The organism is uncultured Flavobacterium sp. (genome assembly GCF_963975005.1).
GTDB lineage: Bacteria > Bacteroidota > Bacteroidia > Flavobacteriales > Flavobacteriaceae > Flavobacterium.
Window position 1 is genome coordinate 1 of sequence record NZ_CAXBFR010000048.1, and the last position, 20,160, is coordinate 20,160.

16 protein-coding genes are annotated in these 20,160 nt (G+C 31.3%); 9 read left to right on the forward strand and 7 right to left on the reverse strand.

The window, feature by feature from the left end; translation table 11 throughout:
* On the forward strand, positions 1-2,009 hold a 2,009-nt coding region (locus AACZ53_RS07570; protein ID WP_339836597.1), incomplete at its 5' end, for a phosphoenolpyruvate carboxylase.
* Positions 2,010-2,178: 169 nt separating this feature from the next.
* On the opposite strand, the gene trpS is transcribed toward AACZ53_RS07570, so the two are convergent.
* Positions 2,179-3,147: a tryptophan--tRNA ligase gene (trpS, locus tag AACZ53_RS07575; protein ID WP_339836599.1), complete on the reverse strand. Its 969-nt coding sequence runs from the start codon at positions 3,145-3,147 to the stop codon at positions 2,179-2,181.
* A 262-nt stretch (positions 3,148-3,409) separates the two neighbouring features.
* On the opposite strand from trpS, the gene AACZ53_RS07580 reads away from it, so the two are divergent.
* Positions 3,410-4,138, forward strand: a complete 729-nt coding sequence (locus tag AACZ53_RS07580) for a lysophospholipid acyltransferase family protein (protein ID WP_339836602.1) — start codon at positions 3,410-3,412, stop codon at positions 4,136-4,138.
* Positions 4,139-4,236: 98 nt separating this feature from the next.
* On the opposite strand, the gene AACZ53_RS07585 is transcribed toward AACZ53_RS07580, so the two are convergent.
* From AACZ53_RS07585 to recA, 4 genes are all read right to left on the reverse strand, one after another.
* Positions 4,237-5,745, reverse strand: coding sequence for a hypothetical protein (locus tag AACZ53_RS07585; protein ID WP_339836604.1), 1,509 nt, complete (start codon positions 5,743-5,745; stop codon positions 4,237-4,239).
* Positions 5,742-6,284, reverse strand: coding sequence for a sigma-70 family RNA polymerase sigma factor (locus AACZ53_RS07590; RefSeq protein WP_339836606.1), 543 nt, complete (start codon positions 6,282-6,284; stop codon positions 5,742-5,744). The genes AACZ53_RS07585 and AACZ53_RS07590 overlap by 4 nt, the downstream gene beginning before the upstream one ends.
* A 12-nt stretch (positions 6,285-6,296) precedes the next feature.
* Positions 6,297-6,704, reverse strand: coding sequence for a hypothetical protein (locus tag AACZ53_RS07595; RefSeq protein WP_339836609.1), 408 nt, complete (start codon positions 6,702-6,704; stop codon positions 6,297-6,299).
* Between the two features lie 92 nt (positions 6,705-6,796).
* Positions 6,797-7,801, reverse strand: a complete 1,005-nt coding sequence (gene recA, locus AACZ53_RS07600) for a recombinase RecA (protein WP_026717696.1) — start codon at positions 7,799-7,801, stop codon at positions 6,797-6,799.
* Positions 7,802-7,972: 171 nt separating this feature from the next.
* Here recA and AACZ53_RS07605 point away from each other — a divergent pair, with 171 nt between their 5' ends.
* The 7 genes from AACZ53_RS07605 (at position 7,973) to AACZ53_RS07635 (ending at position 18,661) form a co-directional block, all read left to right on the forward strand.
* Positions 7,973-9,331, forward strand: a complete 1,359-nt coding sequence (locus tag AACZ53_RS07605) for a rhodanese-related sulfurtransferase (protein ID WP_339836614.1) — start codon at positions 7,973-7,975, stop codon at positions 9,329-9,331.
* Between the two features lie 198 nt (positions 9,332-9,529).
* Positions 9,530-10,696: a regulatory iron-sulfur-containing complex subunit RicT gene (gene ricT, locus AACZ53_RS07610; RefSeq protein ID WP_339836617.1), complete on the forward strand. Its 1,167-nt coding sequence runs from the start codon at positions 9,530-9,532 to the stop codon at positions 10,694-10,696.
* The gene (locus AACZ53_RS07615) at positions 10,677-11,162 is read left to right on the forward strand and encodes a gliding motility lipoprotein GldH (protein WP_339836620.1); all 486 of its coding nucleotides are present in this window, start codon (positions 10,677-10,679) and stop codon (positions 11,160-11,162) included. The genes ricT and AACZ53_RS07615 overlap by 20 nt, the downstream gene beginning before the upstream one ends.
* An 8-nt stretch (positions 11,163-11,170) precedes the next feature.
* Positions 11,171-13,465, forward strand: coding sequence for a transglycosylase domain-containing protein (locus AACZ53_RS07620; protein WP_339836623.1), 2,295 nt, complete (start codon positions 11,171-11,173; stop codon positions 13,463-13,465).
* Positions 13,466-13,530: 65 nt separating this feature from the next.
* The gene (locus AACZ53_RS07625) at positions 13,531-14,229 is read left to right on the forward strand and encodes a CoA transferase subunit A (protein WP_339836626.1); all 699 of its coding nucleotides are present in this window, start codon (positions 13,531-13,533) and stop codon (positions 14,227-14,229) included.
* A 2-nt stretch (positions 14,230-14,231) separates the two neighbouring features.
* Positions 14,232-14,891 (forward strand): 3-oxoacid CoA-transferase subunit B, encoded by a 660-nt coding sequence (locus tag AACZ53_RS07630; RefSeq protein WP_339836628.1) that lies wholly within the window; start codon positions 14,232-14,234, stop codon positions 14,889-14,891.
* 191 nt (positions 14,892-15,082) lie between these two features.
* Positions 15,083-18,661 (forward strand): M4 family metallopeptidase, encoded by a 3,579-nt coding sequence (locus tag AACZ53_RS07635; RefSeq protein WP_339836631.1) that lies wholly within the window; start codon positions 15,083-15,085, stop codon positions 18,659-18,661.
* Between the two features lie 92 nt (positions 18,662-18,753).
* Here AACZ53_RS07635 and AACZ53_RS07640 read toward each other — a convergent pair whose 3' ends face one another.
* Both AACZ53_RS07640 and AACZ53_RS07645 read right to left on the reverse strand, forming a co-directional pair.
* Positions 18,754-19,161 (reverse strand): hypothetical protein, encoded by a 408-nt coding sequence (locus AACZ53_RS07640; protein ID WP_339836633.1) that lies wholly within the window; start codon positions 19,159-19,161, stop codon positions 18,754-18,756.
* A gap of 15 nt (positions 19,162-19,176) precedes the next feature.
* A partial coding sequence (locus AACZ53_RS07645; RefSeq protein ID WP_339836635.1) for a nucleoside recognition domain-containing protein occupies positions 19,177-20,160 on the reverse strand: 984 nt, incomplete at its 5' end.

Below are 20,160 nucleotides of genomic sequence, written 5' to 3' on the forward strand. Positions count from 1 at the left end.
AACAAGAAAAACCAACCCCTTATGATGAGGCAGTTAGTCTAATTTGGTATTTGGAGAACGTTTTTTATGAAACAGCTGGTGCAATGATGCAATATATTCAGAAAAATATTTTAGATGGCGAATTGCCTAAAAACGACATTTTAAATTTAGGTTTTTGGCCAGGTGGTGATAGAGACGGAAACCCATTTGTAACTACAGAAATCACTTTAAAAGTTGCAGATAGATTAAGATCTTCTATTTTAAAAAATTATTATACTGATATCAGAAATTTAAAAAGAAAATTAACGTTCATAGGTGTAGATACTATAATCGCGGATGTAGAAAACAAATTATATCGTTCCGTTTTTTATTCTCAAGGTGAAATTTTTATCAATTTAGAAGAATTGAAAGATAAATTACTGCAAGTCAAAATGTTGGTTGCAACTAAACATCAATCGCTTTATATAGATGAAATTGACTTATTATTGAATAAAATAAACTTGTTTGGATTTCATTTTGCGACTTTAGATATTCGCCAGAATAGTAGAATTCATTCCCGTGTTTTTGATGCGATTGTTTCAAGTAAGAAAACTATTTTCCCAGAAAATTATCAATCACTTTCAGAAGATCAAAAACTTCAATTTTTATCAAACGTAACTTCAGATTTAGAGGAAAATGACTTTGAAGATGAAATTACGAAATCAACAATTGGTTCAATATTAGCCATGAAAACTATTCAAGATAATAATGGTGAAAAAGCTTGTAATCGTTATATAATTAGTAATAATGAAAGTGCTTTGCATGTTTTTGAAACCTTAAGTATGTTTCATCTATGTGGATGGCAAAATCCAACAGTTGATATTGTACCTCTTTTCGAATCAGTTGAAGATTTGGAAAAAGCAGATAAAGTCATGGAACAATTATACACCAATCCAACGTATGCTAATCATTTAAAACAAAGAGGAAACGAGCAAACTATAATGTTAGGTTTTTCTGACGGGACAAAAGATGGAGGTTATTTAATGGCCAATTGGGGAATTTACAAAGCAAAAGAAGCACTTACAGCAATTTCAAGAAAATATGATGTAAAAGTCATGTTCTTCGACGGTCGTGGTGGACCACCTGCTCGCGGTGGTGGAAAAACCAATAAATTTTATGCTTCACTTGGACCAACAATCGAAAACCAACAAATTCAATTAACGGTTCAGGGACAAACCATTAGTTCTAATTTTGGAACGGTAGATTCTTGTCGTTATAATTTAGAGAATTTATTGAGTGCTGGAGCTAGTAATCAAGTTTTTACTAAAAACGAAAATGAATTATCTACTGGCGAAAAAGTAATTCTACAAAATCTTTCAGAAATCAGTTATCAAAAATATGTAGATTTTAAAAATCATGATATGTTCGTTCCTTATTTAGAACGAATGAGTACGCTGAATTACTATGCCAAAACAAATATTGGAAGTCGTCCATCCAAAAGAAATCAATCGGATAAATTAGATTTTGCTGATTTAAGAGCGATTCCGTTTGTGGGCTCTTGGAGTCAATTAAAACAAAATGTACCTGGATTTTTTGGGGTTGGAACAGCTTTAAAAAATTATGAAGACAACAGCGAATGGCAAAAAGTTTCGGATTTATACAACAACTCTTTATTCTTTAAAACGTTAATTGAAAATAGTATGATGGCTTTGAGCAAATCGTTCTTTCCTTTAACGGCTTATATGAAAAATGACAAAGAATTTGGAGAATTTTGGCAATTGATTTACACCGAATTTTTAGAAACGAAACGTTTGTTATTAAAACTTTCTGGCTACAAAGAACTAATGGAAAATTATCCTGATGGAAAAGCATCAGTGGAACTACGTGAGAAAATTGTTTTACCACTTTTAACCATTCAACAATATGCTTTATTGAAAATAAAAGAATTAAAAGAAAGCAAAAATCCTGATGAAAAACAAATAGCTATTTATGAAAAAATAGTAACGCGTTCGTTATTTGGAAATATTAATGCTAGTAGAAACTCGGCTTAATATTAAGCACTTTACTTCCTCCTCAGCACAAACTGGCTCAGTGTGACATTTGTATAATCAATTGGGAATAGGTAAATATGAAAAACACTATTTCTAATTTACAATGTAACAATCGAACTCCGAGATGTCAGTCTGAGCTTGTCGAAGACCTTTTTATATTACAATTAAATTAATATCCTAATTTCTCTCTAACTCTCTGAATAACTCCATTAGCAACTTCACTTGCTTTTGCAGCACCATCTAATAATAATTTATCTACTTCTTCTGTGTTGTTGATGTAGTAATTGTATTTTTCTCTTACAGTTGCAAATTTCTCTACAATTAGTTCAAATAAGGCTTGTTTTGCATGTCCATATCCATAATTTCCACCTAAATAATTGGCTCTCATTATTTCAGTTTGTTCTGGTGAAGCTAATAATTTGTATAAAGTAAAACAATTACAAGTATCAGGGTTTTTTGCTTCTTCAAGTGGTGTGCTATCCGTTTCAATTCCCATGATTTGTTTGCGCAACGCTTTATCATCTAAAAAGATATTGATGTAATTGTTAGCTGATTTACTCATTTTTCCACCATTGGTTCCAGGAACAATCATAGTGTTTTCATCAATTTTTGCTTCTGGTAACACAAAAGTTTCTCCCATTTGATGGTTAAAACGAGAAGCTACATCACGAGTAATTTCTAAATGTTGCAATTGGTCTTTTCCAACAGGAACGATATTGGCATCATACAATAAAATGTCAGCAGCCATAAGCATTGGATAAGAAAATAATCCAGCGTTTACATCTTCTAATCTATCTGCTTTATCTTTAAATGAATGTGCTAATGTTAAGCGTTGGAAAGGAAAAAAACAACTTAAATACCAAGACAATTCAGTAGTTTGTGGCACATCTGATTGGCGGTAAAACGTAACTTTATTCACATCTAAACCACAAGCCAACCAAGCAGAAGCAGTACTATATGTATTTTGACGAAGGGTTTCTCCGTTTTTTATTTGCGTAATGGAATGTAAATCTGCAATGAATAAAAACGATTGATCATCGCTTTTATTAGTCATTTCGATTGCAGGAATAATTGCACCTAGTAAATTTCCCAGATGAGGTGTTCCTGTGCTTTGTACACCTGTTAATATTTTTGCCATATTGTGTTGAATTTACTTGTTCTGAATTTATTTCAGAATTTAAGTATATGTTCTTTTTTACAAAAGTAAGGTTTTGTATTAAGATTTAGAATGTATGGTTTAAATTTTATTTTGTTTACTTTTGAAACCACTTTAGAGAAGCCCAAAACACAAATCCCTAACCCTGATAGGAACGGCATCCTTTTTTGTAAAAAAAAGATAGAGTGGATAGCAGGTAAATGATTGATTAAAATACCAAAAGTTTGGTTACAAATATTATTAAATGAAGATTTTTAAAATACTATTTTGGGTGCTTTGGCGTGTTTGGTTTTATATTTTAATGTTTATTCCAATATTGGTTATGCTACCTTTTTTGGTGCTCTCAATTCTTAGTGAAAAAACGTATCCAATATTTTTCTTTATGGCTCGAATTTGGGCAAGATTCATTTTGTTTGGAATGGGATTTTATTATAAAATCGAAAGAGAACAAGAGTTTGAAAAAGGCAAAAGTTATATGTTGGTTGCCAATCACACATCAATGACTGACATTATGTTGATGTTGGCTATAGTAAAAGATAATCCGTTTGTTTTTGTTGGAAAAGCAGAGTTAGCTAAAATTCCGTTGTTTGGATTTTTCTATAAACGAACCTGTATTTTAGTGGATAGAAGTAATAGCAGAAGTCGTTTCAAGGTTTTTGAAATGGCACAACATAAAATTAATCAAGGACTTAGTGTTTGTATTTTTCCAGAAGGTGGTGTGCCTGATGATGAATCTATAGTATTAGATGAATTTAAAGATGGTGCTTTTAGATTAGCCATTGAACACCAAATTCCGATTGTACCAATGACGTTTTTAGATAATAAAAAACGATTTTCATTTACTTTTTTAAGCGGAAGTACAGGTAGAATGAGAGTGAATATTCATTCTTTTGTGGAGACTAAAGGATTAAAAATAGAAGATAAAGTTGTTGTTAAAAAGCAGGTAAGAGAAGCGATTTTAAAAGACCTTTAGTTTCTCATAATAAAAAAGCACTCGTGGCTAGAGTGCTTTTTCAGTTCCATCTTTAAAAAAAGAATGAAACAACTTAACTAAAATTTTTAACCAAAAAATTAGAATTTATAAGATAATCCAGAATATAACCCTATGAAATAAGGTTTAAAATTCCCAGAGTTATCAGTATATGTATTATGTTGGTATTTAAACATTGGATTGAAATTGATGTCAAAAGAATTAAAAAATGAATACTTGAAGCTAAGACCAACATTACTACTAAAATGTACTTTGTTTAAATTATTAGCTTCTCCAATTTCAATATCCATTCCATTTGAAACAAGTGAAACATTATTCTTATTTAGGAATAATGTACTCATACCTCCAACAAAATTAACGCCGAACTTTTTATCTAAAATTTTATAGCTTAATTCAAAAGGTAATTCTATATAACCCATTTGTTGGTTTAATTCGCCATCATATTTTTTAACATCATTCCCAAATTGATTTATTTCAACGGAGGAATTAATTTCGGTGCTTTTGTTTTCAATATTTATTAAAGAACCTCTTTGGTTTTTACTTACGTTTTGAATCTCTCTTGCATTAGCATCTTGAAAAAAAACAACACCTTTGGTATTGTAATTTAGATTTACAGTATTAAGACCAGTTCTAAGGCTTATTTTATCGTTTATAGCATAACTAAGTCCAACACCAACGCTTAGTTTATTGTTGTAACTTTTTTCGTTCGATTCAAACTTAGCATCTAGCGGAGAACCGTTAGTTGATGAATTAAAATAAACGGGCGAAGCATTGCTACTTACCGCCCATCTATTTCGCATCTCTTTTTCTTTTTCCTCAACATTTTTTCCCACCTCTTTTTCTTTAAGCAATTGCTCTAATGCATTAACTTCTGCAGAAATTTTTGCAACTAGAGAACTATCTTGAGTTGTATTGTTTGCTTTTTTTTCTGCTACAATAGAACTGTTTTTATCTTTATTAATCGTATTTATTTTATCAAAATCAATTTCATTTTTTACCAAATTAGAATTAGTATTCATTTCAATCTTTTCACTATCAGATTCTATTAAGTTTAATTTGCTAAAACCTTTAGTGTTTTGATTTTCTTGGTTTGATTTAATATTTGTTTTCTCTTTTTTGTTCTTTTTTGAAAAGGACAACAGATTTTCAGTTGGTTTAAGGATATTGTCTCTTTCTTTCTTTATAGTATTTTTATCGGTATTTATTTTATTAACTAAATTATCTGAGTTGTCGATTTCTGTTAGAATACTATTTTGCTTATCTAAAGAGTTTTTCGAATTCTGATTAGGTTCAATTGTATTCAAACCATTTTGATTCTGAATGGAATTATTTTTCTCTTCAACAACTATGGAATTTTGGTCAATTTTTTTTTCAATAGTTAGACTATTAAAAAGAGAATAAATGTAGAACCCCAAAAACAATGAGGCTGCTATCCCGGATATTTTAAACCAAAATGGGATAACTCTTCTTTTCTTTTTCTTTTCATTTAATCTAGCTTCAATGTTGTTCCAGGCCATTTCTGGAGGTGCAACTTCAAAGTCTTTAAACTTTTCTTGAAATAAACGTTCTATGTTTTTTTGTTCTTTCATTTAATTTTTGGAATTGACATTTGATTGTTCAATTCTATTTTTTCTTTCAATATGGCTTTTGCTCTTGCTAAATTAGATTTAGAGGTTCCAATATTTATATTTAGCATTTCAGCAATCTCTTTGTGTGAATAATCATCCATAACATAGAGGTTAAAAACAAGTCTGTAGCGATCAGGTAACTCTTGAATAATGCGAGTTAAAAAATCTAATGTAATGTTTTCTTCTTCAGATTCTACTTCTATTTCATCTGGATAATTTTCAGAAACAATTTCAAAAATATTTTGAGCTCTGTATTGTTGTAAAATATAATTTATTACAACTCTCTTTGCCCAACCTTCAAAAGATCCCTTGTGTTTAAACTGATGAATTTTATCAAAAAGCAATAAAAACCCTTCTTGTAAATTATCTTGAGCCTCTTCATAATTTCTCGAATACTTTAAACAAACAGCAAATATTTTAGAAGACAATAGTCTATATAGTTGCTCTTTTGCTTTAGTATTGTTCTTAGTACATTCATGTATGAGTTGCTCTATTGACAAATTATATTTAAATTATTGTACGTCTATATCATATTCTAAAAAAGTATTATTTCCGTTTTCATCCACTCCAGTCCAAAATTTAAAATGATAAATACCAAATTCTGTAGGTTTGAATTGTAAATCTACTTCATAGGATTCAGCACTCGCATCAATACAATTATCATCATTGAGTTTTATAGCTTCAATATTAACTGTTCTAGTAAACTCATCTGTATATTGGTAGTTAAAACCATTAAACAAATGACAAGTAGTTGGTCTTTTATATGTAACCTTAATAGCACCCAATTGATTTAACGGCCAATCTGAAGGAATTATTACAGATTCAATCGGCAAAGCAACAGGTTCAGATTTTGGTTCGTCATCCAAGCTACAAGAAACCACCATGGAAATCATCATCAGAAAAAAAACAAATTTCTTCATTTTGTTATTGTATTATATTTAATAGATTCAAATTTTTGAAAAAGGTTGCGTTAAATATATAAAAAAACCCGAAAAAATTTCGGGCTTCTTTATTATGATTTATTTTCTGCTAAATATTCTTTAATTTTGACTTCCAATTCATCCATTAGTTCTGGATTATCTTTTATTAAACCTTTCACCGCATCTCTTCCTTGACCAAGTTTTGTTTCACCATAACTAAACCAAGAACCACTTTTCTTTACAATTTCATATTCTACAGCTAAATCTAAAATTTCTCCTACTTTAGAAATTCCTTCACCATACATGATGTCAAATTCGGCAGTTCTAAAAGGTGGTGCAACTTTATTTTTAACGATTTTTACTTTTGTTCTATTTCCTATAACATTGTCACCATCTTTGATTTGAGTAGAACGTCTAATGTCAATTCTTACCGAAGCATAAAATTTTAAGGCATTTCCACCAGTTGTAGTTTCTGGACTTCCAAACATTACCCCGATTTTATCTCTTAATTGGTTAATGAAGAAAACAGTACAATTCGTTTTGTGAATAGTTCCAGTTAATTTTCTTAAGGCTTGAGACATCAAACGAGCATGTAATCCCATTTTTGAATCACCCATATCACCTTCAATTTCACTTTTTGGAGTTAAGGCAGCGACAGAGTCAATTACAACAATATCAATTGCACCAGAACGAATTAAGTTTTCTGCAATTTCTAAGGCTTGTTCACCATTATCTGGTTGAGACATAATTAAATTATCTATATCAACACCTAGTTTTTGAGCGTAAAAACGATCAAAAGCATGCTCAGCATCAATAAAAGCAGCAATTCCACCAGCTTTTTGAGCTTCAGCAATAGCATGTAATGTTAAAGTTGTTTTACCAGAAGATTCTGGTCCATATACTTCAATAACCCTACCTCTTGGGTATCCATTTACTCCTAAAGCAATGTCAATACCAAGTGAACCAGAAGAAATCGTTTCTATTTCTTCAACAGCAGAATCTCCCAGTTTCATTACGGTTCCTTTTCCGTAAGTTTTGTCTAATTTATCTAATGTTAGCTGTAACGCTTTTAATTTGGCTTCTTTATCTGAACTCATAATTGCATTTATTTTTCGTAAAAATACTGCTTTTTTTTGGTGTGCCAAAAATTGTTAATATGTTTTATTTTAGAATTTAAAATTTGATTTTTTATCAATTTTTTTACCTTTGCAAATAAATCCTTCCATTTAGGATTTGTTTAAATATTTTCTCACTTAAACGTTTATAGCATGCAACTGTATAACACATTAAGCGCAGAAGAAAGAGCTCAACTTATTGATGAAGCAGGTAAGCAACGACTTACACTTTCTTTTTATGCGTATGCCAAAATTGAAGACCCAAAAAAATTTAGAGATGATTTATTCGTAGCTTGGAATGCACTTGATGCTCTAGGACGAATTTACGTTGCCCACGAAGGTATAAATGCTCAAATGAGTGTGCCTGCAGATAATTTTGAAGCTTTTCGCGATACGCTAGAAGTTTATGATTTCATGAAAGGAATCCGTTTAAATGTGGCTGTTGATCAGGATGACCATTCATTTTTAAAATTAACGATCAAAGTTCGACACAAAATTGTCGCAGATGGTTTAAATGATGCAACCTTTGATGTTACAAATAAAGGGGTTCATTTAAGGGCAAAAGAGTTCAATCAAATTTTAGAGGATCCAAACACAATTGTAGTTGATTTTAGAAATCACTATGAAAGCGAAGTCGGACATTTTAAAGGAGCAATTACTCCAGATGTTGAAACTTTTAGAGAAAGTCTACCTATTATAAACGAACAATTAAAAGATTTCAAAGAAACCAAAAATCTAGTAATGTATTGTACTGGAGGAATTCGATGTGAAAAAGCAAGTGCTTACTACAAACATCAAGGTTTTAAAAACGTATTTCAACTAGAAGGTGGAATTATCCAATATGCTAAACAAATTAAAGAAGAAAATTTGGAAAGCAAATTCATTGGAAAAAACTTCGTTTTTGATAATCGTTTAGGGGAAAGAATTACAGAAGATATTGTTTCCCAATGTCATCAATGCGGAAAACCATGTGACAATCATACCAATTGTTATAACGATAGTTGTCATTTATTATTTATTCAATGTGATGAATGTAAAGCAGCTATGGATAATTGCTGTTCAATAGCATGTTTAGAAACAACACATTTACCTTTAGTAGAACAAGTCAAATTAAGAAAAGGCTTGCAAGTTGGAAATAAAGTCTTTAGAAAAGGAAAATCTGAAAATTTAAAATTTAAACATTCAGGTGAGTTAAGTGATGTTTCACTAGCAGTTGTTAGTAAAACAAAAGACATCCATCAAAAAATAAAAGTAAAAAAAGCATTAGTTGGTAAAACAGATCATTATTATGTAAAAGCTCAAGTTGGACTTTTTACTATAGAAAAGCAAGAACTAAATATTGGCGATAAAATATTAATTTCTGGACCAACAACAGGAAATCAAGAGTTAATTCTAGAAAAAATGTTTGTGAATGGACAAGAAGCTTCTGAAGCTAAAGCTGGAGACAAAATTACTTTTGAACTCCCTTTTAGAGTTAGGCTTTCAGACAAATTATTTAAAATTTTGAATTAAAGCGAAGAATTTTCTAAAAAGAAGAATTTAAAATCACATACTTTATAAAACCTATTTACGTTTCAATGTAAGTAGGTTTTGTTTTTAGTCAAATATTTATCATTAGACTATATGTAAAATTATAGTATCTTTACATTCAAAATACACTTTTGACAAGTAGTTCTTTAATCGGAACAATCAATATATATATTCAAAATTATGGCATGTACAAACTGTTCTACGGGTGCAAAAGATGGCACACCAAAAGGATGTAAAAATAATGGGACTTGCGGCACCGATAGCTGCAACAAATTAACGGTTTTTGATTGGTTGTCTAACATGGCTTTGCCTGGTGGACAAGAATCTTTTAATGCGGTTGAGATACGTTTTAAAAACGGTAGAAAAGAATTTTTTAGAAATACTGAAAAACTAACACTTTCTATTGGAGATGTTGTGGCAACTGAAGCTTCGCCAGGTCACGATATTGGAATAATTTCACTTACAGGAGAATTGGTAAAAATTCAAATGAAGAAAAAAAGTGAAAATCCTGATGGTGAATTAGCAAAAGTTTATCGAAAAGCTTCTCAAAAAGACATTGATATTTGGAGTGTTTGCCGTGAAAAAGAAGAAAAAATAAAAGTAAAAGCTAGAGAATTAGCCATTAGTTTAAAATTAGAAATGAAAATTTCTGATATTGAATTTCAAGGTGATGGATCAAAAGCAACGTTTTATTACACAGCAAATGATAGAGTAGACTTTAGACAATTGATAAAAGATTTTGCTCGCGAATTTAGCATAAGAATCGAAATGAAACAAGTTGGTTTTCGTCAAGAAGCTTCAAGACTTGGAGGAATTGGTTCATGTGGAAGAGAATTGTGTTGTTCAACTTGGTTAACCGATTTTAGAAGTGTGAATACTTCTGCAGCTCGTTACCAACAACTTTCATTAAATCCTCAAAAATTAGCCGGTCAATGTGGAAAATTAAAATGCTGTTTAAATTATGAGTTAGATACTTATTTAGACGCACTAAAGCATATTCCAGATATGGAAACTAAATTATACACTGAAAAAGGAGATGCTTTTTGTCAAAAAATTGACATTTTTAAAGAATTAATGTGGTTTTCATATGCAAATAATTCAGCACATTGGCATGTTTTACCTGTTGCTCAAGTAAAAGAAATTTTAGAAGTAAATAAAAAGAAAGAACGTGTAGCTTCACTTGAAGATTTTGTTGTAGAAGCAGCACCTCAAATTGAAAAAACATATCAAAATGTTGTAGGTCAAGATAGTTTAACACGATTTGATCAACCCGTAAAAAAGAACAAAAACAACAATAAAAGAAAGAAAAATTTTAAAAAGAAGCCAAATGAACCTAAAGGGAAATAGTATTTTGCTTTTATTTTTTATCGTGATTTTTACTTCTTGTGACGATGAAAGGTTTTATGACGAATATGTAAATCTTGATGGTAAATGGACCAATAAGAAGGAAATAAAATTTTCGTTTGAACAAAAAGACACTATCAATTTGTATAACATGTTTGTTACAATAAGAAACAACAATGACTATGCATTTAATAATTTGTTTTTAATTGTAAAAATGGATCAGCCCAACAATATAGTTAAGGTTGATACTTTAGAGTATTTGATGGCAAACCCTGATGGAACTCTACTTGGAGAGGGAATTACTGACACAAAACACAATAAACTTTGGTTTAAAGAGAATTTTAAATTTCCTAAATCAGGTAACTATTCAATTTCAATAACACAAGCCAATCGAGAAACGGGCAAGGTAAAAGGAGTTGAGGATTTAGAAGGTATTACAGAAGTTGGTTTTAGAATTGAAAAAAAATAATATAGAATATGGCAACTGCAAAAAAGAACAATAAAGAGAATTTTTCTGATTATGTAAAAAAGTTTTGGATTCTTTTTACTTATGCAATGATTGCAATGGTAGCTTTTTTCTTTCTAGCTTCATGGGGCTTTTTTGGTGAAATGCCATCGTTTGATGAGTTAGAAAATCCAAATTCAAATATTGCTTCAGAAATTATTTCTTCTGACGGAAAAACCATTGGTAAATTTGCTATTCAGAACAGAATTCCTGTTAAATTTAAAGATCTTCCAGATGATCTTGTAAATGCTTTAGTTTCTACTGAGGATGAACGCTTCTACGAACATTCTGGTATTGACCCAAAAGGAACTTTACGTGCAGTTCTTAAATTAGGAAGTAAAGGAGGAGCAAGTACAATCACACAACAACTAGCAAAAAATCTATTTCATGGAGCCGATGGTTCAAAAAACATTGTGGTTCGTGTAGTTCAAAAAGTTAAAGAATGGATTATTGCTGTTCGTTTAGAGAGACAATATACCAAACAAGAAATCATAGCAATGTACCTTAATCAAGTAGATTTTGTGAATAATGCAATTGGAATTTCATCAGCTTCGAAAATTTATTTTAACAAAAAGCCAATAGATTTAAATACACAAGAATGTGCTGTTTTGGTCGGGATGCTTACAAATCCATCTTTTTTTAACCCAAATCGTGATTCAAGGAAACACTTAGTCTTAGAGAGAAGAAATACAGTTCTTGGACAAATGGTTAGAAACAAACATCTATCTGAAGCTAAATTTACAGAATTAAAAGCAAAACCTATAAAATTAGATTTCAAATTAGAAAATCATAATGACGGAATTGCAACTTATTTTAGAGAATACTTACGTGATTATTTAAAAAAATGGACCAAAGAAAATCCTAAACCAGACGGGACAACTTATGATATTCATAAAGATGGTTTAAAAATATTCACTACGATTGATTCAAAAATGCAAAAATATGCAGAAGAAGCTGTTTCAGAACACTTAAAAAACCTTCAAGCAAAATTCTTTGAGGAAGCTAAAGGTAAAAAAAATGCTCCTTTTGTTAATTTAACCGATGATGAAACCAACAGCATCATCAAAAGAGCTATGAAAAATTCTGAGCGTTGGAGAATCATGAAAAGTGATGAAAAGTCAGAAGATGAAATCTTAAAATCATTTGATGTCAAAACTAAAATGAAAATCTTTACTTGGAACGGAGAAAGAGACACCATTATGACACCAAAAGATTCAATAATCTATTACAAACATTTTCTTCAAACCGGATTTATGGCAATGGAACCACAAACGGGCTATGTTAAAGCTTGGGTTGGAGGGATTGATCAAAAATATTTTCAATATGATCACGTAGGTCAAGGAGCAAGACAAGTTGGTTCAACATTTAAACCGTTTGTATATGCAACAGCAATTGATCAATTAGGAATGTCACCATGTGACTCTATAATAGATTCACCATTTACAATGCCAAAAGGAAAGTGGGGAATTACACAATCTTGGTCACCAAGAAATTCAGATGGAAAATATAGAGGCTTAATCAATTTAAAAAAAGCTTTAGCAAATTCAGTAAATACAATTTCTGCAAAATTAATGGATAGAGTTGGACCAGAAGCCGTTGTTAATATGGTTCATAGATTAGGAGTTTCTTCAGAAATTCCAGCAAGACCGGCTATTGCATTAGGAGCTGTAGAAATTACTGTAGAAGAAATGGTTGCTGCATTAAGTACCTTTGCCAATGAAGGACAGTATGTAAAACCTCAAATAATTACTCGAATAGAAGATAAAAATGGAGTAGTTATTTTTGAAAGTATGCCAGAAACAAAAGATGTAGTTAATAAAGAAGTCGCTTATGCAGTTATAAAATTAATGGCAGGTGTAACAGAAGATGCAGGAACAGGTGCAAGATTAAGAAGAGGTAGTGCAGGTTTTATGAGTTATAATTACAATCTCCAAAATGAAATTGCGGGTAAAACAGGAACTTCACAAAATAATTCTGATGGTTGGTTTATGGGTATGGTTCCAAATCTAGCAGCTGGTGTTTGGGTTGGAAATGAAGATCGATCAGCTCATTTTAGAAGAACTTATTACGGACAAGGTGCGACTATGGCTTTACCTATTTGGGGTATTTTTATGGATAAATGTTATAAAGATAAATCATTAAATCTTTCTCAAGAAAAATTTCCGAAACCCGCTAATATGTCTATAAAAGTAGATTGTTGGACTGCGAAAAAAGTAATTGACACAACAGAAACAGTAGTCCCTGATATTGATGAGTTACAATTTTAAAATTATACAAACACCTTTGAAAGAAGGTGTTTTTTTTATACATTTAAGCAAATTTTAGAACAACTATGATAAATAGAAAAGTAAATAATGTGCAAGAAGCATTAGAAGGCATAAAAGATAATATGACTATTATGTTAGGTGGTTTTGGACTTTGTGGAATTCCAGAAAACAGTATTGCTGAACTAGTAAAAATGAATATTTCAGGTTTAATTTGTATTTCAAATAACGCTGGGGTGGATGATTTTGGTTTAGGATTACTTTTACAAAAGAGACAAATCAAAAAAATGATTTCTTCTTATGTTGGAGAAAATGCCGAGTTCGAACGTCAAATGCTTTCAGGAGAATTAGATGTAGAATTAACACCACAAGGGACTTTAGCCGAAAAATGCAGAGCTGCACAAGCCGGAATTCCGGCCTTTTTTACACCAGCAGGATATGGAACTGAAGTGGCCGAAGGAAAAGAAGCTAGAGAATTTAATGGTAAAATGCATATAATGGAATTAGCCTATAAAGCCGATTTTGCCATTGTAAAAGCTTGGAAGGGAGATGAAGCGGGAAATTTAATTTTTAAAGGAACGGCTAGAAACTTTAATGCTGTTATGGCTGGAGCAGCAAAAATAACAATTGCCGAGGTTGAAGAATTAGTTCCTGCAGGAGCATTAGACCCAAATCAAATTCATATTCCGGGAATTATGGTAAATCGTATTTTCAAAGGAGAAAAGTTTGAAAAAAGAATTGAACAACGAACAGTTAGACAGAAATAATTATGGCACTAGATAAAAACCAAATTGCAATGCGAATTGCAAAAGAAGTAAAAGATGGTTACTACGTAAACCTAGGAATTGGTATTCCAACTTTAGTAGCCAATTTTGTTAGAAATGATATTGCAGTAGAATTCCAATCTGAAAATGGAGTTCTAGGAATGGGACCATTTCCTTTTGAAGGGGAAGAAGATGCTGATATTATAAACGCAGGAAAACAAACAATTACAACTTTACCGGGAGCAAGTTTCTTTGATTCTGCTTTTAGTTTTGGAATGATTCGTAGTCAAAAAGTAGATTTAACTATTTTAGGAGCTATGGAAGTTTCAGAAAATGGAGACATTGCTAACTGGAAAATTCCGGGAAAAATGGTTAAAGGAATGGGAGGTGCGATGGATTTAGTTGCTTCCGCTGAAAATATTATTGTAGCTATGATGCACGTAAACAGAGCCGGAGAATCAAAATTGTTAAAGAAATGTTCGCTCCCTTTGACTGGTGTTGGTTGTGTTAAAAAAATTGTAACCGAATTAGCAGTAATTGAAATTACACCAAAAGGATTTAAACTATTAGAAAGAGCTCCAGGGGTTTCCATTGAAGATATAAAAAAGGCTACAGAAGGCACATTAATTATTGAAGGAGATATTCCAGAAATGATTTTAAATTAAATAAAAATGTTTTTCTTATAAAAAAGCCAGCTATTGCTGGCTTTTTTTGTGTTATTGGTAATAATTTGTTAATAAAAATAGTGGTTTTATAAAAAAAATGTGGTTTTACCGTAATAAATATTAAAATATTGTTAATATATTTAAAATCTTAAAATTTAAAGCCTATTAACTAATTTAACAACAGATTTATTATGAAAAAAAATTTACCTAAAAGCTGGATGGCAATAGTTGCCCTCAGTTTATTCTCATTAACTGTTTCCGCACAAGAGGGAGATAAAAATGTGAAGAAAAAAATTACTGATGAAAAAGGACAAGTAAGTTTAGTCGTTTTCAGTGAAAATTCTTCTTATACAACTAAAGATTCGAGGAATATTTTTAAAAGTCAGTTTAATTTGTCAGATGATTCTGAGTTTGTTTCAGTTTATTCAGAACAAGACAGTAAAGGATTCTTTCATGAAAAGTTTCAATTGTTTCACAAGGGAATTAAAGTAGAATTTGTAACTTATACGTTACATTCAAAAAATGGAAAAGTAGTTTCAATTAGTGGAGAAATGTATCCAATTAATGATTTTAAAATAATTCCATCAGTTAGTGCTTCAGTTGCTTTTAATAATGCTACAAGACAAATTGGAGCAACCTCTTATTTATGGGATAATCCAGAGGAAGCAGTTTTAGCAGGAAATTATCAAAAACCTCAAGGAGAACTTATGATTATTCCTGTTTTTAATGATAATGTTACAGATAATAAAGAAAAAGTAAAACTTAAATTAGTATATAAATTTGATATTTATGCTTCACAGCCATTAAGTAGAGGAGATGTGTATGTAGATGCTCAAAATGGAGAAGTTGTTTTTTATAACGCAACAATCAAACATGCTAATAATTTCGGACATTCTTCATTCAACCCTTTAACAAAAAAGGCAAAATATATTCCAGAAGTTTCAACTGAAAAAACAAAACAACTTACCAACACTTTAGAAACTTTAGTTGCAGGAACAGCTTCAACTAGATATAGCGGTTCACAATCAATTGAAACAACATTAAGTGGAGGAAGTTATATCTTAAAAGATGCAACTCGTGGTAGCGGTGTTAACACATATGATTTAAATACAAGCACTAATTATGCTTCTGCAGTTAATTTCTCAGATAATGATAATAACTGGACAACAGCTGAATTTACTGCAAACAAAGACAATGGAGCATTAGATGCACATTGGGGAGCAGAAAAAACATTTGATTATTGGGGCGTAAAACACAATAGAAACAGTTTTAACAATTCAGGTGCAGCAATTAACAGTTATGTACACTATAGTTCAAATTATGATAATGCTTTTTGGGATGGTTCTAGAATGACTTATGGAGATGGAAGTGGAACTTACTTTGACATCTTAACTTCATTAGATGTTGCGGCTCACGAAATTGGTCATGCTGTCTGTACTTATACCGCTAACTTAGCTTATCAAAGAGAATCAGGAGCAATGAATGAAGCATTTTCAGATATTTGGGGAGCAGCAGTAGAATTTTATGCAGCACCAACAAAAAGTACTTGGTTAATTGGTGAAGATATTGAAAGACGTTCAGGTCATTTAGCTTTACGTTCAATGAGTAATCCAAAAAGTGAAGGTCAACCAGACACTTATGGTGGAACTTACTGGGTTAATGTTAATTGTGGAACTCCTACTCAAAATAATGATTATTGTGGAGTTCATACCAATAGCGGTGTCTTAAATCACTGGTTTTATATTTTAGTAGTTGGAAAATCAGGAACTAACGATATTGGAAGTACTTATAGTGTTGCAGGAATTGGGATGGACAAAGCATCAAACATTGCTTATCGTTTAGAAAGTCAATATTTATCAGCTAATTCAACTTATGCTAATGCTAGAACTTATGGAATTCAAGCTGCAATAGATTTATATGGAGCAGGTTCTCCTGAAGTTATAGCAACAACAAATGCATTTTATGCTGTTGGAGTTGGAGCTGCTTATGCTGGAGCTGGAGATACTCAAGCACCATCTGCACCAACAAACTTAGTGGCTTCAGGAACAACGGCTTCATCTACAAACTTATCTTGGACAGCTTCATCTGATAATGTTGGAGTAACGGGTTATAATGTATATAGAGATGCAACTTTAGTTACAACCGTAACCGGAACATCAACTGTCGCATCAGGATTAGCAGGTTCAACAACTTATGCCTTTACAATTAAAGCAAAAGATGCCGCAGGAAATTTATCGGCTGTAAGTAATACAGCAACAGTTACAACATTAGTAGGTTCTACAACTTATTGTGCTTCGCAAGGAAACAATACTGCTGATGAAAGAATTGGAAAAGTAGTTCTTGGTTCAATAAATAATACTTCAACTGGAACTGCTGGATATGAAGACTTTACTTCAATTTCAACTTCAGTTGCTCAAGGTTCTACAAATACAATAACAATAACTCCATCTTGGACAGGAACTGTTTATAGTGAAGGTTATGCAGTATTTATTGATTATAATCAAGATGGAGATTTTGCGGATGCTGATGAAACAGTTTGGACAAAAGCAACTTCAACAGCAACTCCAGCAAGTGGTTCATTTACGATTCCAGCTTCTGCTTCAACTGGAATAACTAGAATGAGAGTTTCTATGAAATATAATGGAGTACCTACATCATGTGAGGCATTTTCTTATGGTCAAGTTGAAGATTATACTGTAAATATTACTGGTTCAACAGCAGACACACAAGCACCGTCTGCTCCAACAAGTTTAACGGCTTCAAATGTTGCTGATACTTCAGCGACACTTTCTTGGAACGCTTCTTCAGATAATGTTGGAGTTACAGGTTATGATGTATATGAAGGTTCAACTTTATTAGGAAATGTTGCTGGAACTTCAGCTAATATTACAGGTTTAACAGCGAATACTTCTTATACTTATAGTGTAAGAGCTAAAGATGCTGCAGGAAATGTTTCTTCATCTAGTAATGCAGTTACATTTACAACTTCAGGTGGATCAACAGGAAATTCTACAACAACATTACACGAAGGGTTCTTCGAATCTGGATGGGATGGTTGGTCTGATGGCGGAAGCGATTGTGCTCGTTATTCAGGAACAAGATCGTATGAAGGAAGTTCTTCTATTTACGTAAGAGATAATTCGGGTACTCCATCTGCAATGACTTCACCAGTATTTAATTTAAGTTCATATGATGCAGTAGAATTCAAATTCTATTTCTATGCAAATTCTATGGATACAAATGAAGATTTCTGGGTACGTTTCTATAATGGTTCAACTTGGACTACTGTTGCAACTTATGTTAGTGGATCAGGTTTTAGTAATAATACTTTTTATTCTGCTACTGTTAATTTAACAAAAGCTCAATACAATTTTGCGACAAATTCACAATTTAGAATTCAATGTGATGCCTCTGCAAATGATGATTTAGTTTACATTGATCAAGTTACAGTAAAAGGGATTATTGGAACTGGCTTTGCACCAAATAGTATTGTACCGTTAAGTACTCCAAATTCATTAACAATCAATAATGTTGATGAAATTGATGGCGACTTTATGATTTATCCAAATCCAGTTTCGGATGGAATGTTAAATGTTAGAGTTCCTTCTGAAAAAGCTTCATATAGCATTATCAATTTATTAGGGCAAACAGTTTTAAAAGGAGAAGTTTCGCAACAAGCGATTAACGTTTCTTCTTTGAATGCTGGAGTTTATATAATTGAAATAAATGATGGTGAAGAAATAAACAATCAAAAATTTATTAAGCAATAAATAGATTTTTAGTTAACTTAAAAATCCCGATTACAAATTGTAATCGGGATTTTTTTATTTCTTTAATGTTTTGATAATTAACAAAAAACAACTTAAAATGTAATAGTTTTTCCACTATTTAAATATTCTAATAAAACCTCATTAGCATTTCCAAAAGTAGGATGTTGATCAGATAAATTCACAACTCTTTTTTTGTTTAATTTATACATCAAATCAAATTCAATCGTAAATAAAATTACAGACAAAAATGGATTGTTTAAAAACGGAATCAATCTATCAAAAGCTGTATCAACAGTATGAATTTCAAACAATTCTTCTTGTTGAAAACGGAACTTTAATTCCAATTTTAATTCGTCTCCATCAATAACTGGCCGAATGTAAATGTTTTTTAGTTCAGTATTTCCAATAGTTTTTGCAAAAGTCAATTTTGCAAAAGTTCCATCAGTTAAACTAGTTTTAAATCTCGTATAAAAATCTTTAAAAGAATCAGTAAAAGGCATATTTGTTATTTTATATTAAAAAAACCAACTAGCAACAAAGATAGCAGTTATTACACAGATTAAATCAACTAAAAGCATTGTTCCTAGCGTATATCTTGTATTTTTCATATTTATACTTCCAAAATAAACTGCAATCACGTAAAATGTTGTTTCTGCACTACATTGAAAAATACTGCTCAATCTTCCTGTTAATGAATCTGGTCCATAAGTTTTCATGGCATCAATCATAAAACCACGAGAACCACCAGAACTAAAAGGTCTTAACATGGCTACAGGTAAAGAATCTGTAATTTCTTTATTCATTCCCATGTTAGAAGCTATAAATGAAATTCCATTTGAAATTAAATCAAACAAACCACTATTTCTAAACATTGAAATAGCAACAAGCATAGCTAAAACATAAGGAAAAATCGTTACTCCAGTTTTTAAACCATTGTTTGCTCCAACAACAAATGAGTCGAAAATCGTAGTTTTTAAGGCAGTGAATTTCTTTTCGTTTATCCAAGAAAATATTAAGGTAAAGGCAATTATTACAACTAACATCAAACCAGAAAGATTAGCTGTAAAAAAGTTTTTCTCCACTAAATTTAATCCATTGATATAAAATAATAATCCAACAATTGCACCAATTAAGGTGAATAACGCAATGACTAAAGAAGCACTTTTGAAGTTAATTTTTTGACGAATTCCAACAATAATAAAAGCAGCAATTGTTCCAATAAACGAAGTAATAATACATGGTAACATAACATCTGCAGGATTGGCAGCATTTTCCGCAGCACGATATCCAATAATTGATGTTGGAATTAATGTTAAACCTGCAGCATGCAAACACATAAACATAATTTGGGCATCACTTGCTTTGTCTTTATCCTGATTTATTTCTTGTAAACTTTGCATAGCTTTCAACCCAAAAGGAGTTGCAGCAGAATCTAATCCAAGAAAGTTAGCAGCAAAATTTAAAGTCATATATGAAATTGACTCATGATTTTTTAGAAC

Excerpts from the sequence above, each read along its gene's own strand:
- ricT (WP_339836617.1), top strand. The coding sequence starts at position 9,530 with ATGGCATGTACAAACTGTTCTACGGGTGCAAAAGATGGCACACCAAAA.
- AACZ53_RS07595 (WP_339836609.1), bottom strand. The coding sequence starts at position 6,704 with ATGAAGAAATTTGTTTTTTTTCTGATGATGATTTCCATGGTGGTTTCT.
- AACZ53_RS07620 (WP_339836623.1), top strand. The coding sequence starts at position 11,171 with ATGGCAACTGCAAAAAAGAACAATAAAGAGAATTTTTCTGATTATGTA.
- AACZ53_RS07585 (WP_339836604.1), bottom strand. The coding sequence starts at position 5,745 with ATGAAAGAACAAAAAAACATAGAACGTTTATTTCAAGAAAAGTTTAAA.
- recA (WP_026717696.1), bottom strand. The coding sequence starts at position 7,801 with ATGAGTTCAGATAAAGAAGCCAAATTAAAAGCGTTACAGCTAACATTA.
- AACZ53_RS07615 (WP_339836620.1), top strand. The coding sequence starts at position 10,677 with ATGAACCTAAAGGGAAATAGTATTTTGCTTTTATTTTTTATCGTGATT.
- AACZ53_RS07605 (WP_339836614.1), top strand. The coding sequence starts at position 7,973 with ATGCAACTGTATAACACATTAAGCGCAGAAGAAAGAGCTCAACTTATT.
- trpS (WP_339836599.1), bottom strand. The coding sequence starts at position 3,147 with ATGGCAAAAATATTAACAGGTGTACAAAGCACAGGAACACCTCATCTG.
- AACZ53_RS07580 (WP_339836602.1), top strand. The coding sequence starts at position 3,410 with ATGAAGATTTTTAAAATACTATTTTGGGTGCTTTGGCGTGTTTGGTTT.
- AACZ53_RS07625 (WP_339836626.1), top strand. The coding sequence starts at position 13,531 with ATGATAAATAGAAAAGTAAATAATGTGCAAGAAGCATTAGAAGGCATA.
- AACZ53_RS07635 (WP_339836631.1), top strand. The coding sequence starts at position 15,083 with ATGAAAAAAAATTTACCTAAAAGCTGGATGGCAATAGTTGCCCTCAGT.
- AACZ53_RS07640 (WP_339836633.1), bottom strand. The coding sequence starts at position 19,161 with ATGCCTTTTACTGATTCTTTTAAAGATTTTTATACGAGATTTAAAACT.
- AACZ53_RS07630 (WP_339836628.1), top strand. The coding sequence starts at position 14,232 with ATGGCACTAGATAAAAACCAAATTGCAATGCGAATTGCAAAAGAAGTA.